Genomic DNA, 14,019 nt, shown 5'->3' with positions numbered 1-14,019 from the left:
TTGCCGAGCATCACTTCTCAACGGGAGAGTCGAACATGTCCACCCCCATTCCCGCGAGCCATATGGCCTTTATCCGCGCCCGCACCGGGTGCAGCACCGAACTGGGTGCACGCTTGAGCAGTTTGATCGAACCGGGCCGTCAGGCTCAGGGTTGCCTGCAGTTCTCGTTGCAGCATTCCCAGGTCGATCCCGATGTCTGGTTGATCTCGGGTTTCTGGAGCAGCGAGCAGGCGATGAGCGCCTACTTCAACTCGCCGGCCCTGATGATCTTTACCGAGCTGTTGAACGACATGGTCGTGCGCAGCATGGACTTCCAGACCTTCACCGATGCCTCTGCCGCCAATGCTTACGGCGAGTACCTGCAACTGGCCGGTTAATGGTTAGAATGGCCCACTTTTCCATTGGCCAGGACCTGCAACATGGCACGTAAACAATTTGCCCACCACGAAGCCGTTTCCGCCGTAGTACCGGGTGAAGGGGGCTACAGCGCCGCCGTCGCCGTCAAGGCACTGGATGGCATGGGCGCACCGCAGTTTCACAAGATCCTGGATGGACAGACGTTCAAGACCGCCTCCGATGCCGATGATGCAGCCACCGTGCAGCTTGAACGGTTGATCGGTGTGGATGAAGAGGGTCAACTGACCTGGGCGAGCGCCGCCAGCTGAACAACGCTGACAATCTAATGTGGGAGGGGGCTTGCTCCCGATAGCAGTGTGTCAGTCAACAAAGAGGTTGAATGTGCCATTGCCATCGGGGGCAAGCCCTCTCCCACTTTTTGACTGTATTTCAGTCAGGGTTTGCTGGCGCCTGGGCGGTACATCTTGAACAACGCCTCCGGCCCCAGCTGGAAGTAATCCGCCGGGCCGCCACCGCGCAAAATCGGCTCGGCGGCGGCGGTGTCGTACACCCCATCCTTGAGCAACCACTTGGCAATGTGCACCGCGACCACCTCGCCCAGCACCAGCCAGCTTGGTACCAGCTGTTTGTCAGCGCGCTGCAGCTGGATGATCTGCGTCACCTTGCACTCGAACGAAACCGGGCTCTCGCCCACCCGCGGCACGCCAATGATTTTCGACGCCACCGGCGTCAGGCCGGACAGCTCGAACTCATTCACATCCGGCGAGACGGCCGCGCAGCTCTGGTTCATCTGCTCGGCCAACGGGCGGGTGGCCAGGTTCCACACAAACTCGCCGGTCTGTTCGATGTTGTTCAGGCTGTCTTTACGCCCGACGCTGGAAAACCCAATGATCGGCGGAATGTAGTTGAACGCATTGAAGAAACTGTAGGGCGCCAGGTTCAGGCGCCCGTTGCTGTCGTGGGATGAAATCCAGCCAATCGGCCGTGGCCCGACAATGGCATTGAACGGGTCGTGTGGCAGGCCGTGGCCGTTGGCCGGTTCGTAGAAGTGGATAGCGTCAGACATGGCCGGGCTCCTGCTGCGGGGTTCTGGGAGGCCGCCATAGTGCAATCCACGGCGACGAATTTCCATCGATCCTATGGAATTTGGCGACCCTGGGCGACTTCCTGACCAGGCCCCATGAAAAGGGCGGGTGGAATTTCGGCACCATTGGATCATCGGCGGTATTGGCGGCGGTGCTGGTGGTGGTGATTGCCGGGGCGTCGTATGCACAGCGTCGGTATGGCCGGAGCCCGGTAGCAGAGGTGTCCTGATTCAAAATGTGGGAGGGGGCTTGCCCCCGATGGCAGTGTTTCAGCTAATACAACCCTGGCTGGTCCACCGCCATCGCAGGCAAGCCCGCTCCCACATTTGTTACTGCATTCAACCGTTAGTCCGTGGTAATCCGCGAATGCTTGCGTGTGTCCTTCATGGTCACATAGACCACCAGCGACACCGCGATACACGCGGTCACGTACCAGTAGTAACCGGTTTCCATGCCGATGCTCTTGAACCACAGCGCGATGTATTCAGCGGTACCGCCGAAGATCGACACGGTCAGCGCATACGGCAGGCCCACGCCCAGGGCGCGGATTTCGGTCGGGAACAGTTCAGCTTTGACCACTGCGTTGATCGAGGTGTAGCCGCTGACGATGATCAGCGCCGCCATGATCAGGAAGAACGCGCCCCACCAGGTCTGGATCGTGTGCAGGGTGGTGAGGATCGGCACGGTGAACAGGGTGCCGAGGATGCCGAAGGCGATCAGGATCGGCCGACGGCCGACTTTGTCCGACAGCCCACCGACAATCGGTTGCAGGCACATGAACAGGAACAGCGTTGCCGCCGAGATGGTGGTGGAGTCGGAAATGCTCATGCCGACGGTGTTCACCAGGTACTTCTGCATGTAGGTGGTGTAGGTGTAGAAGGCCAGGGTACCGCCCATGGTCAGGCCGACCACGGTCATCAGTTCCTTGGGGTGGCGCATCAAGGTGCGCATGGCGCTTTCCTTGGCTTTTTCCTTCTTGGTGAACGACTCGGTTTCTTCCATGCCGCGACGCAGGTACAGCGCGACCACTGCGCACAGGGCGCCGATGGCGAACGGGATACGCCAGCCCCAGTCGTACAGTTGCTCGGTGGTGAGCACTTGTTGCAGCACGATCAGTACCGCCAGGGCGATGAGCTGGCCGGAGATCAGGGTCACGTACTGGAAGCTGGAGAAGAAGCCGCGACGTTCCTTGGTCGCCATTTCACTCAGGTAGGTGGCCGAGGTGCCGTATTCGCCACCGACCGACAAGCCTTGCAGCAGACGCGCGAATACCAGCAGGATCGGCGCGCCGACGCCGATGGTTTCGTAACCGGGACTCAGGGCGATGATCAATGAGCCGAAGCACATCAACAGGACCGAAGCCATCAGTGCCGCTTTACGACCCGCACGGTCGGCGTACAGGCCCATCAGCCAGCCACCGATCGGGCGCATCAGGAAGCCCACGGCGAAGATCGCGGCGGTGTTGAGCAATTGGGCGGTGGTGTCGCCTTTCGGGAAGAAGGCTTTGGCGAAGTACAGCGAGAAAGCGGCGTAGACGTACCAGTCGTACCACTCGACCATGTTGCCGACCGACCCGCTGAAGATCGATTTGATCCGGCTGGAGGTGGAGCGTTCTTTAGCCGGCGCGGCCGCCGACCCCAGAGGCAAGGTGTTGGAGTTATCCATTGAAGGATCCTTCATCTAGTTGTTTTTATGGAGCGGCGCGAGCGCAGCCTGGCTGGGGCTATAGCAGGAGCTGTGCCAGATAGATGAAGGTCCGGTCTAGAAGGGTCTGGGGTTTATTTTGAGCGGAAAGTCGCTGATGTTTTTTAGGGGGATGAGCGGAAATCCGCTCATTCATCTTTCAGGAACATGTCCCTGGCCAACCCATGGCGCTGCATCTTTTCGTTGAAGGTGCGCCGTGGCAGTTGCAACTCCGACAGCACCGCCTTGATGTCGCCTTTATGCCGGGTCAATGCAGCCTTCAGGCAATGGGCCTCGAACGCCTCCTGCTGCGCGGCCAACGATTGCCCGGCTTCGATCCCTTCTGGCTCCGGCTCGCCAAGGCCCAACACCTGACGTTCGGCGACGTTGGCCAACTCGCGCACATTGCCCGGCCAGTCATGGCTGAGCAGGCGCCCCAGTTGCACGCCGCTCAGCGGTTCGACGCTGCGGCCCAGGCGCTCGGCGGCGCTTTGGGCAAAGTGGTCGAACAGCAGCGGAATGTCTTCGCGGCGCTCGCGCAGGGGCGGCAGGCGCAGTTGTGCAACGTTGAGCCGATAGGCCAGGTCTTCGCGAAAGCGCCCGGCGCGGGCTTCTTCCAGCAGGTCCGGCTTGGTGGCGGCGATAATGCGCAAGTCCACGTGGATGCTCTGGTTGGAGCCTAACCGCTCTAACTTTTGCTCCTGCAGTACGCGCAACAGCTTCACTTGCTGGGCGAGGGGCATGCTTTCGATTTCATCGAGGAACAGCGTGCCGCCATGGGCGTACTCCAGTTTGCCGATACGCTTGCCCTGGGCGCCGGTGAAGGCGCCGCTTTCGTGACCGAACAGTTCGGCCTCGAACAACTGCTCGGGGATCGCCGCGCAATTGAGCGCCACGAACGGTTTTTTCGCGCGTGGGCCGAAGTCATGCAGGCAGCGGGCGACCAGCTCCTTGCCGCTGCCGGTCTCGCCACGGATCAGGACGTTGACCGGCAAGCTCGCCAGGTCGAGCACCTGCCGGCGCAGGTTCTGCAAGCCACGGGACACACCGAGCAGGCTCGATTCCAGCTGCGCCCGATGATCAGCTTGTTGGTGCAGGCGGCGGTTTTCGAGGATCAGCCTGCGCTTGTCCAGCGCGCGGCGCAGGCTGTTGAGCAAGGCATCGGGGCTGAAGGGTTTTTCCAGGAAATCGTAGGCGCCGTCGCGCATGGCTTCGACGGCCATCGGTACATCGCCATGCCCGGTCAGCAGGATGACCGGCAGGTCGGCGTCACGGCGTTGCACTTCGGCCAGCAGCTCCAGGCCGCTGAGTCCGGGCATGCGCACGTCGCTCAGGATGACCCCGGGAAAGTCCCTGGGCAGTTGCGCCAGGCAGGCCTCGGCGCGGCTGAACAACTGCACCTCGAACCCCGACAAGCTCAGCCATTGCTCGACGGCCGTACGAATGCTGGCTTCGTCATCGACCACAATCACCGCGTTCAACATAAGTCGGGTGTCTCCAGCGCGATAGGCAAGGTCAGGGTAAATACCGCGCCGTCGCCACGGTTACTGGCGACCAGGCGACCGCCCAATTCGTGCACGATAGCGTAGGAAACTGCCAGACCCAAGCCGAGCCCGTCGCCCACCGGCTTGGTGGTGAAGAACGGGTCGAACACGCTGTTGAGGTGCTCTTCGGCAATCCCGCCGCCGCTGTCGCTGACCGTGAGTTGCCACAGTTGCTGATCGGCGTGCAGGCGGATTTCCAGGCGCTTGCGTGGTTTGTCGGCCATGGCGTCGAGGGCGTTGCGCAGCAGATTGATTAGCACCTGTTCGAGGCGGATCGCATCGCCACGTACCCAGGCGGGGCGGGCCAGGTCCAGCACGGTGCCGATGGCTTCATCACGCAAGCGTGCATCGAGCAGGTGCAGGGACTGGTCGACCACGGTGGCCAGGTCCAGGCGTTCGCGCAGGCCGCTGGGGCTTTTGCGCGCAAAGGTCTTGAGGTGGCCGGTCAGCGCGGCCATGCGTGTGAGCATATCGTCCAGCGGGGTCAGGGCCTTGTAGGCGTCGTCCACCCGACCGTGGTCCAGCAGTAACCGCAGGGTCGCCAACTGCATGCGCTGGGCGGTCAGTGGCTGGTTGATCTCATGGGCGAGGGCGGCGGACATCTGCCCCAGCGCCGCCAGCTTGGCCGATTGCACCAAGCCATCCTGGGCGGTGCGCAGGGCCTGGGTGCGCTCCTCCACAAGCTGTTCGAGTTCTTCGCGGCTGCGCTGGCGTAAACGGGCCAGGCGCCAGCGTTGGCTGAGGAACAGCGCCAGGAACACCAGTGCCAGCCAGGAACCGGCGGCGGCGAGGCCGGCGTTGCGTTGGTCTTCAAAGGCGAACTGGGGTTTGCGCAACAGGTGCAGGGTCCAGCCCTCGGCCTTCAGCGGCAGGGACTCCCAGATGTAATTGGCGTTGCCATCCGGGCCGTTGACGCGCATCAGGTGGCTGTTTTCGTCGAAACGTTGCAACGTTTGGGTGTCCAGCGGCTGCAGTTGTTTCTTGTCGTATTGGCGGGTGGCCTTGAGTTCGGCGAGGTCGCTGGCCGACAACGGGTGCAGGTTGCGATAACGCCAGCCCGGTTGGTTGGCGATAAACACGATGCCGCGTGCATCGCTGACCAGCAACAGGTCATTGCCCTGGGCCCATTCGCGCTCCAGCTCAGGGAACTCCAGCTTCACCACCATGGCACCAAGGAACTGCTCGTGTTCATCGAGCACCGCGCTGGAGAGGAAATAGCCCGGAATCCCTGTGGTCACGCCTACCGCGTAAAAGCGACCGGTGCCTTGGCTCTTGGTCTGGCTGAAATACGGCCGAAACCCGTAGTTATGCCCGACGTAACTGCTCGGCAAGTTCCAGTTACTGGCGGCCACGGCCAGGCCTGTACGGTCCATCAGTTCCAGGGTGGAGGACTGGGCTGCACCGTTGATGCGTTCGAGCTTGCGGTTGAGCAGGTCCTGGGTGCTGGCGTCCAACGGGCCTTTGAGCGCGTTGATCATCTCCGAGTCCAGCGCCAGCACGGCGGGCAGGGCGCGGTAGCGTTCGATCAGGGTGTGCAGGGAATTGGCGTACAGCGCCAGTTGCTGATTGGCGCGTGCCGCATCGTCCACCAATGCCTGGCGTTCGGCATGGCGCGTGGCCAAGGCAGCGGCCAGTAACGCACCGGCGATGATCAGCAGGGAATAGAAGGTCAGGCGCAGGGGACGAGGGATCACGATCATACGGTGATAGGCAGGCACGGTAAGGGGAGTGCACCATAGCATGAGCCATAAAAAAGGCGACTGGGCCATGGGGCCGCAGTCGCCTTTATCCTTGCGGGAAAGTGCTTACTGCACTTCTACCGCCAGGCTTTCACTGATCTTTTTCTGCCAGATGGCAGGACCGGTGATGTGGACGGATTCGCCCTTGCTGTCCACCGCAACGGTGACCGGCATGTCTTTTACGTCGAACTCGTAGATCGCTTCCATGCCCAGTTCGGCGAAGGCAACCACGCGCGACTTCTTGATGGCTTGCGCCACCAGGTAAGCGGCGCCGCCCACGGCCATCAGGTACACGGCCTTGTGGTCCTTGATCGCTTCGATCGCGGTAGGGCCGCGCTCGGATTTACCGATCATGCCCAGCAGGCCGGTTTGCTCGAGGATCTGACGGGTGAACTTGTCCATCCGCGTCGCGGTGGTCGGGCCAGCCGGGCCAACCACTTCTTCGCGCACCGGATCAACCGGGCCGACGTAGTAGATAAAGCGACCCTTGAGGTCCACCGGCAGGCTTTCGCCCTTGTTCAGCATCTCGACCATGCGCTTGTGCGCCGCGTCGCGACCGGTGAGCATCTTGCCGTTGAGCAACACGGTTTCGCCCGGCTTCCAGCTCTGCACTTCTTCCGGGGTCAGGGTGTCGAGGTTGACACGACGGGCCGATGGGCCGGCTTCCCAGACGATTTCCGGGTAGGCGTCCAGCGGAGGCGCTTCCAGCGACGCCGGGCCCGAACCGTCGAGCACGAAGTGCGCGTGACGGGTGGCGGCGCAGTTGGGGATCATGCACACCGGCAGCGAAGCGGCGTGGGTCGGGTAGTCCATGATCTTCACGTCGAGCACGGTGGTCAGTCCACCCAGGCCCTGGGCGCCGATGCCCAGTTGGTTGACCTTCTCGAACAGCTCCAGGCGCATCTCTTCGATACGGTTCTGCGGGCCGCGCTTTTTCAGCTCGTGGATGTCGATGGATTCCATCAACACTTCCTTGGCCATCACCGCGGCTTTCTCGGCGGTGCCGCCGATGCCGATGCCGAGCATGCCCGGTGGGCACCAGCCGGCGCCCATGGTCGGAACGGTCTTGAGCACCCAGTCGACAATGGAGTCGGACGGGTTGAGCATGGCCATTTTCGACTTGTTCTCGGAACCGCCGCCCTTGGCCGCCACGTCCACTTCCACGGTGTTACCCGGGACGATGGAGTAGTGGATCACGGCCGGGGTGTTGTCCTTGGTGTTCTTGCGTGCGCCGGCCGGGTCGGCCAGGATCGATGCACGCAGGACGTTTTCCGGCAGGTTGTAGGCGCGACGCACGCCTTCGTTGATCATGTCGTCCAGGCCCATGGTGGCGCCATCCCAACGTACGTCCATGCCCACGCGCACGAACACGGTGACGATACCGGTGTCCTGGCAGATCGGGCGATGGCCGGTGGCGCACATGCGCGAGTTGATCAGGATCTGCGCGATGGAGTCACGGGCTGCCGGCGATTCTTCGCGCAGGTAGGCCTCGTGCATCGCCTGGATGAAGTCAACGGGGTGGTAGTAGGAAATGAATTGCAGGGCGTCGGCAACGCTCTGAATCAGGTCGTCTTGCTTGATCACGGTCATGAGTCGCGCTCCTCTATAAGGGAACATTCAATAAAGGTGGGCTCAGTGGGGGTGCATCGGTCGGCTGAGTCCACCTTTCCAAGGCACGCCAAGTGGTGCAGGCGCGACGCTAAAAAGGCGCGGCAGTATAACCCGGCACGGTGGCCGATACACCCGACTATGGTCAAACTGTCGCAGGCATGATTCCCTGTGCGCACCCCTTGTGATTGAGTCCTTCCATGCCTGAACTGTACGTCGGCGAACGCCATTGGTCGGTAGCCACCGGCAGCAACCTGCTGGATGCCTTGAACCAGGCGGGTGTGGCCGTGCCTTACAGCTGCCGAGCCGGCAGTTGTCATGCGTGCCTGGTGCGGTGCCAGGGTGAGGTCGAGGACCAGCAGCCCGATGCCCTGAGCCCGGCACAACGCCAGGAGGGCTGGCGCCTGGCGTGCCAGTGCCAGGTGATCGGCGATCTGCAGGTCGAAGCGTTCGACCCGCTGCGTGACGGTTTGCCGGCCCAGGTGGTGGGTGCCGATTGGTTGAGTGCCTCGGTGCTGCGCTTGCGGCTGCAACCGGAGCGCGGGTTGCGGTATCGCGCCGGGCAGCACCTGGTGGTATGGGCCGGGCAGGTGGCACGGCCTTACTCCCTGGCCAGCCTGCCTCAGGAGGATGCTTTCCTGGAGTTTCATATCGATTGCCGGCAGCCCGGCGCATTCAGCGATGCCGCGCGAGCATTGTCGGCGGGTGATCGCCTGCGCCTGGGAGAATTGCGTGGCGGCGCACTGCAATACGATCCCGACTGGCAATCCCGGCCGCTGTGGCTGCTGGCTTCCGGTACCGGCCTGGGCCCTTTGTGGGGTGTGCTGCGCGAGGCGTTGCGCCAGGATCACCAGGGCGCCATCCGCCTGATTCACCTGGCCCATGATGCCGACGGTCATTACCTGGCCGGGCCCCTGGCCGAGCTGGCTGCGCGTCATCCGAACCTGACGGTGGAGCTGTGGACTGCGGCCGAGTCTGCCCAGGCATTGGCGCAACTGCGGCTTGTTTCCCGGCAAACGCTGGCCTTACTCTGCGGGCATCCTGTCAGCGTCGAGGCCTTCTCCAAGCGCCTGTTCCTGGCGGGACTGCCGCGCAATCAACTGCTGGCCGATGTGTTCCTGTCCCGTGGTTGAGTGCTGAATTCCACTGCCGTGAGATTCGCCATGACCGACGCCATCCTGCTGCAACGCGAGCGCGGGCTGCTGACCCTGCAGCTCAATCGCCCGGACAAGAAAAACGCCCTGACCCGAGCCATGTACAGCCAATTGGCCCAGGCGTTGGAGCAGGCCGACGCGGACCCGGACATCAACGCCGTGCTGATCCAGGGCAGCAGCGGGTGTTTTACCGCCGGCAACGACATCGGCGATTTTCTCGAACAACCGCCCAGCGACCTCGACAGCCCGGCGTTTCACTTCATGAAAAGCCTGCTCAACTGCCGCAAGCCGGTGATCGCAGCCGTAGCGGGTGCGGCGGTGGGTATCGGCACGACCCTTTTGCTGCATTGCGACCTGGTGTACATCAGCCGCGATGCACGGTTGCGCATGCCATTCGTCAATTTGGGGCTGTGTCCGGAGTTTGGGGCGAGCCTGATCCTGCCGCGTTTGCTGGGGCATGCGAAGGCGGCTGAACTGCTGTTGTTGGGCGAGGGTTTTACTGGCGAACAAGCGGCAGCGTGGGGGATGGCCACCGAAGCGTTAGGCAGCGGCGAGGCAGCGTTGGCCAAGGCACGGGAGATGGCCGAGCGCTTTGAAGCCCTGGCGCCGGGGGCGGTCCAGGTGAGCAAGCAGTTGATGAAGAGCGTGGACCGTGAGCAGTTACGGCAAGTGATCGAGGAGGAGGGGGCGCTGTTTGTGCAGCGCTTGAAGTCACCGGAAGCGATTGCGGCACTGTCGGGGTTTATGGATAGGCGTTAACCAGATGTGGGAGGGGCGGTGCGACGATTCGACGTGCTCCCTGCCACACGGAAAGCAAAAAGCCCCGCCATTCACATGGCAGGGCTTTTGTTTCTCAGCCTGTCACTCAGACCATTGGGTCGCCAACGTGCAGGATTTTCATGCCGTTGGTGCCGCCGATGGTGTGGTAGCTGTCGCCCTTGGTCAGGATAACCCAGTCGCCTTTCTCCACCACGCCGCGCTTGATCAGCTCGTCGATGGCTGCCTGGCTGACTTCATGGGGCGGCAACGACGCCGGGTCGAACGGTACGGTGTACACGCCACGGAACATGGCCGCACGGGCCTGGGTTTCGCGGTGCGGGGAGAACGCGTAGATCGGCACCGAAGAACGGATACGCGACATGATCAACGGCGTGTAGCCACTTTCGGTCAAGGCGATGATCGCCTTCACGCCCGGGAAGTGGTTGGCGGTGTACATGGCTGCCAGGGCGATGCTCTGGTCGCAGCTTTCGAACACTTTGCCGATGCGGTGGCTGGAGGTCTTGCTGGTCGGGTGCTTTTCGGCACCGACGCAGATACGCGCCATGGCCTGCACGGCTTCCAGTGGGTACGGGCCGGCGGCACTTTCGGCCGAGAGCATCACGGCGTCGGTGTAGTCGAGCACGGCGTTGGCCACGTCGGACACTTCGGCGCGGGTCGGCATCGGGTTCTGGATCATCGACTCCATCATCTGGGTCGCGACGATCACCGCTTTGTTATGGCGGCGGGCGTGCAGGATGATCTTCTTCTGGATACCGATCAGTTCGGCGTCACCGATTTCCACACCCAGGTCGCCACGGGCAACCATCACGGCGTCGGACGCCTTGATCAGGCCGTCGAGGGTTTCGTCATCGGCCACGGCTTCGGCGCGTTCGATCTTCGCCACCAGCCAGGCGGTACCGCCGGCTTCGTCGCGCAGTTTACGGGCGTATTCCATATCGGCGGCGTCGCGCGGGAAGGACACGGCGAGGTAGTCCACTTCCATCTCAGCGGCGAGCTTGATGTCGGCCTTGTCTTTTTCAGTCAGGGCTGGGGCGGTCAAGCCACCGCCGCGACGGTTGATGCCTTTGTGGTCGGACAGCGGACCGCCGATGATCACCGTGCAATTCAATTCAGTCGGGGTAGCGGTGTCGACGCGCATCACCACGCGACCGTCGTCCAGCAGCAGCTCGTCACCGACGCCGCAATCCTTGACCAGGTCCGGGTAGTCGATACCCACGACGTCCTGGGTGCCTTCGGTCAGCGGGTGGCTGGTGGAGAAGGTGAACTTGTCACCGATCTTCAGCTCGATACGCTTGTTGGCGAATTTGGCGATACGGATTTTCGGGCCTTGCAGGTCACCCAGCAGTGCGACGAAGCGGCCATGCTTGGCGGCCAGGTCACGCACCAGCTTGGCGCGAGCCTTGTGCTCGTCCGGGGTGCCGTGGGAGAAGTTCAGACGGGCAACGTCCAAACCAGCCAGAATCAGCTGTTCGAGGACTTCCGGCGAGTTGCTGGCCGGGCCAAGGGTGGCGACGATTTTGGTACGACGGACGGACATGCACAGACTCCTGAGTTCAAGCGCTGAGGAAGGCTACTATGCTCTTTGGTTGTAGTCATTGTTCGTTTGCACTACTTATCGACGATTCGCTTGTTTTCGCGCCGGTTGAATAGATGAACATCCTTGAAGATTTTTGACGAGGGGTCGATACACTGCACAAGACAGGAGAACCTTCATGCGAATTTTGCTCATTGCTGCCCTGGCCGTCAGTGTTGTCGGCTGCACCCGTTGGTCGATGGACCACCATTTGAACAATGCCTACCGTGCGTACAAGGTCGGTGATTGCGAGCGCGTCACTTTGGAACTATCCCAGGTCGACCGCGAGAGCCGTACACGGCGTTATGTACAACCGGAAGTTTCGATGTTGCGCGGGCAATGCCTGGAACGCCAGAAACTGTTCGTCGACGCCGTGCAAACCTATCAATTCATCATTAACCAATACCCGTCGAGCGAGTACGCCTACCGTGCCCGCGCGAGGCTGGACACCTTGCAACAACTGGGTCATTACCCCGGTGCGAGCGTGGCACAGCCGCGGCCCGCCTCTTTGTGATGGCATTCGTCATTCAACCACTAGCCCGTTGCCAGTCTTGGGCTATTCTTTCAATGTTCGTTTGTACAAGTTTCTATTCGAACGGATGCAGGGCCCGGATTCGGCAGCTGTCGAGTGACAAAATGTTGTCCGTTGTCACACCGAGATCCAGGGAGAGCGAGCAATTGCGCTCGTTCCGAATCACTGGCACGGCCAGAGTCATGGCCACTGGATGGCGATCTCACCATGTTTACCGACCGACGGATCGAGCGGCATCAACTACCGTATTTCCTGCAAGTATTTAACCGCGTCACCGACAAACCCATAGGTTTTTTGGGTAACGTCTCTGAAGACGGGCTGATGTTGATCAGCCAGTTACCGATGATGGTCAATGTGGATTTCGAGTTGTGTTTGAAGATACCCGGAGCTGGCGACACGTTCCATGCCATCGACATCACGGCGACCTGCCTGTGGAGCCATGAAGATATCAACCCGCAGCACTACGATTCCGGGTTCAGCGTGCTTGAGGCTCCCCAGGAGTATGGGCAACTGATCAACGTGCTGTTGCAGTACTTCAGTTTTGATCCCTTGCAGGCTTCGGCCTAGAAGCAGCGCGTCGTCGATGCGGCCGGGAGCTACTGTCCCTGCCGCAGTCGTGCGCTTTTTTTAGAATACTCCGGCTTTCTTCCAGCCCAGGTAGCGTGTCACCAGGGCCGCGCCCATTTCTGATGGCAACGTATCCAACAGCGACAGGCCGTGGGCGTTCATGCGGTCATGCAATTCATCCCGAGTATTGAGGTAGTCGACAGTACCGCTGTAGGCCAGGGCTTCGGGCAAGGTTTGTACGGGGGATTGGCGCAGTCGATCGAGTACTTCCTCACGCATACTCGCCACCAGCACCCGATGTTGGCGACTGATGCGCTTGACGGCGGAGAGCAGCGCCTCATCGTCTTCATCGCGCAGGTTGCTGACAATAATGACCAATGCCCGACGTTTCTGCCGGGCCAGCAGTTGGCTGGCTGCTGCCTGGTAGTCGGCGGTTCGGCGGGTGGTGTCCAGGTCATAGACCGTATTGAGTAACAGGTTCAACTGGCTGCTGCCCTTGACCGGCGCCAGGTAGCGGGGCGGGTCAGCGGCAAAGGTGCACAACCCCACCGCATCGCCCTGACGCAGGGCCACATAACTGAGGAGCAGGCAGGCATTGAGGGCGTGGTCGAAATGGGACAGCTCGTCATCCTGGCTGCGCATGCGGCGGCCGCAATCGAGCATGAACACGATCTGCTGGTCGCGCTCGTCCTGATATTCCCGGGCGATGGGGGTACGTTGCCGCGCGGTAGCTTTCCAATCGATTTGCCGCAGGCTGTCGCCTTCACGAAACTCGCGCAACTGATGAAACTCCAGTCCCAATCCTCGTCGTTGCCGTTGGCGTACCCCCAGTTGACTCAGCCAGTTATCCACACCCAGCAGTTGTGCCCCGTACAGGCGGGCGAAATCCGGATAGACGCGGGTGGCATCCTCGGCGTCGATAAAGCGCCTTGCAGACCAGAGCCCCAATGGACTGGGCAGGTGGATTTCGCAGCGACTGAACGTGAAATGCCCACGCCGCAAGGGGCGCAGGCGATAACCCAGCTCACTGCGTTCACCAGGGCGCAATTCGATGGACTGGGGCAGGTTTTCCACGCTTAGCCCATCGGGGACGTGATCGAACACCTGCACCGTCAGCGCTTGTGGGTAGTCATATTCCAAGGACAGGCGTACTTCGCCCCAGCGGCCCAGCGCCAGGCTGCCGGGCATCTGCCGGTGCACGCGTGGCGAGGGTCGGCGGCGCAGACGCAGTGCGTCCAGCATGGCCAGCAGCAACAGCGCCAGGAGCAAGCCCCACGCTATTGAGTGCAAGGTGTCGGGTACCTTGAACTGCAAGGCTGCCGCAGCGCCCAGCAGGATGCTCAAACCCAGCAGTACGCTAAGCCAGGCTAATAGCAGACGGGTCGGTTTCATGGACG

The 14,019-nt window shown here is 61.7% G+C and carries 13 protein-coding genes and 1 pseudogene; 7 read left to right on the top strand and 7 right to left on the bottom strand.

The window, feature by feature from the left end; genetic code table 11:
• Positions 1–35: 35 nt before the first annotated feature.
• Together HCF10_RS06920 and HCF10_RS06915 are read left to right on the top strand one after the other, a co-directional pair.
• Positions 36–377 (top strand): antibiotic biosynthesis monooxygenase family protein, encoded by a 342-nt coding sequence (locus tag HCF10_RS06920; protein ID WP_065925866.1) that lies wholly within the window; start codon positions 36–38, stop codon positions 375–377.
• A 42-nt stretch (positions 378–419) separates the two neighbouring features.
• On the top strand, positions 420–665 hold the full coding sequence (locus tag HCF10_RS06915) for a hypothetical protein (RefSeq protein WP_027605503.1): 246 nt from the start codon (positions 420–422) through the stop codon (positions 663–665).
• Between the two features lie 125 nt (positions 666–790).
• Here the strand turns inward: HCF10_RS06915 and HCF10_RS06910 are convergent, their stop codons facing one another.
• A complete protein-coding gene (locus HCF10_RS06910; RefSeq protein ID WP_131697918.1) occupies positions 791–1,423 on the bottom strand; it encodes a flavin reductase family protein in 633 nt (210 codons plus the stop codon).
• A gap of 83 nt (positions 1,424–1,506) precedes the next feature.
• On the opposite strand from HCF10_RS06910, the pseudogene HCF10_RS31280 reads away from it, so the two are divergent.
• Positions 1,507–1,671: pseudogene (locus HCF10_RS31280) on the top strand (hypothetical protein); the annotation flags it as partial.
• A 116-nt stretch (positions 1,672–1,787) separates the two neighbouring features.
• On the opposite strand, the gene HCF10_RS06905 reads toward HCF10_RS31280, so the two are convergent.
• The 4 genes from HCF10_RS06905 to HCF10_RS06890 all read right to left on the bottom strand — a co-directional run bounded on the left by HCF10_RS06905 (position 1,788) and on the right by HCF10_RS06890 (position 7,998).
• The gene (locus tag HCF10_RS06905; protein WP_131697917.1) at positions 1,788–3,107 is read right to left on the bottom strand and encodes an MFS transporter; all 1,320 of its coding nucleotides are present in this window, start codon (positions 3,105–3,107) and stop codon (positions 1,788–1,790) included.
• A 167-nt stretch (positions 3,108–3,274) separates the two neighbouring features.
• Complete coding sequence (locus HCF10_RS06900) at positions 3,275–4,609, bottom strand: sigma-54-dependent transcriptional regulator (RefSeq protein WP_167655114.1); 1,335 nt, start codon at positions 4,607–4,609, stop codon at positions 3,275–3,277.
• On the bottom strand, positions 4,603–6,369 hold the full coding sequence (locus tag HCF10_RS06895; RefSeq protein ID WP_131697915.1) for a sensor histidine kinase: 1,767 nt from the start codon (positions 6,367–6,369) through the stop codon (positions 4,603–4,605). The genes HCF10_RS06900 and HCF10_RS06895 overlap by 7 nt, the downstream gene beginning before the upstream one ends.
• Before the next feature lie 105 nt (positions 6,370–6,474).
• A complete protein-coding gene (locus HCF10_RS06890) occupies positions 6,475–7,998 on the bottom strand; it encodes a fumarate hydratase (RefSeq protein ID WP_027605509.1) in 1,524 nt (507 codons plus the stop codon).
• Between the two features lie 218 nt (positions 7,999–8,216).
• Here HCF10_RS06890 and HCF10_RS06885 point away from each other — a divergent pair, with 218 nt between their 5' ends.
• Both HCF10_RS06885 and HCF10_RS06880 read left to right on the top strand, forming a co-directional pair.
• Positions 8,217–9,149: an iron-sulfur-binding ferredoxin reductase gene (locus tag HCF10_RS06885; RefSeq protein WP_131697914.1), complete on the top strand. Its 933-nt coding sequence runs from the start codon at positions 8,217–8,219 to the stop codon at positions 9,147–9,149.
• Between the two features lie 30 nt (positions 9,150–9,179).
• Positions 9,180–9,929 (top strand): enoyl-CoA hydratase-related protein, encoded by a 750-nt coding sequence (locus HCF10_RS06880; protein ID WP_167655113.1) that lies wholly within the window; start codon positions 9,180–9,182, stop codon positions 9,927–9,929.
• Between the two features lie 106 nt (positions 9,930–10,035).
• On the opposite strand, the gene pyk is transcribed toward HCF10_RS06880, so the two are convergent.
• Positions 10,036–11,487: a pyruvate kinase gene (gene pyk / locus HCF10_RS06875; RefSeq protein WP_027605512.1), complete on the bottom strand. Its 1,452-nt coding sequence runs from the start codon at positions 11,485–11,487 to the stop codon at positions 10,036–10,038.
• Between the two features lie 175 nt (positions 11,488–11,662).
• Between pyk and HCF10_RS06870 the strand changes: the two genes are divergently transcribed.
• Complete coding sequence (locus HCF10_RS06870) at positions 11,663–12,037, top strand: hypothetical protein (protein WP_025854787.1); 375 nt, start codon at positions 11,663–11,665, stop codon at positions 12,035–12,037.
• A 225-nt stretch (positions 12,038–12,262) separates the two neighbouring features.
• Positions 12,263–12,622: a PilZ domain-containing protein gene (locus HCF10_RS06865; protein WP_131697912.1), complete on the top strand. Its 360-nt coding sequence runs from the start codon at positions 12,263–12,265 to the stop codon at positions 12,620–12,622.
• 60 nt (positions 12,623–12,682) lie between these two features.
• On the opposite strand, the gene HCF10_RS06860 is transcribed toward HCF10_RS06865, so the two are convergent.
• Positions 12,683–14,014, bottom strand: a complete 1,332-nt coding sequence (locus tag HCF10_RS06860) for a DUF58 domain-containing protein (RefSeq protein ID WP_167655112.1) — start codon at positions 14,012–14,014, stop codon at positions 12,683–12,685.
• Positions 14,015–14,019: the final 5 nt, after the last annotated feature.

It is taken from the genome of Pseudomonas sp. B14(2022) (genome assembly GCF_012030485.1).
Classification (GTDB): Bacteria; Pseudomonadota; Gammaproteobacteria; order Pseudomonadales; family Pseudomonadaceae; genus Aquipseudomonas.
Note: the sequence above shows the minus strand (reverse complement) of the source record. Positions and strands in the feature narration are given on the sequence as shown.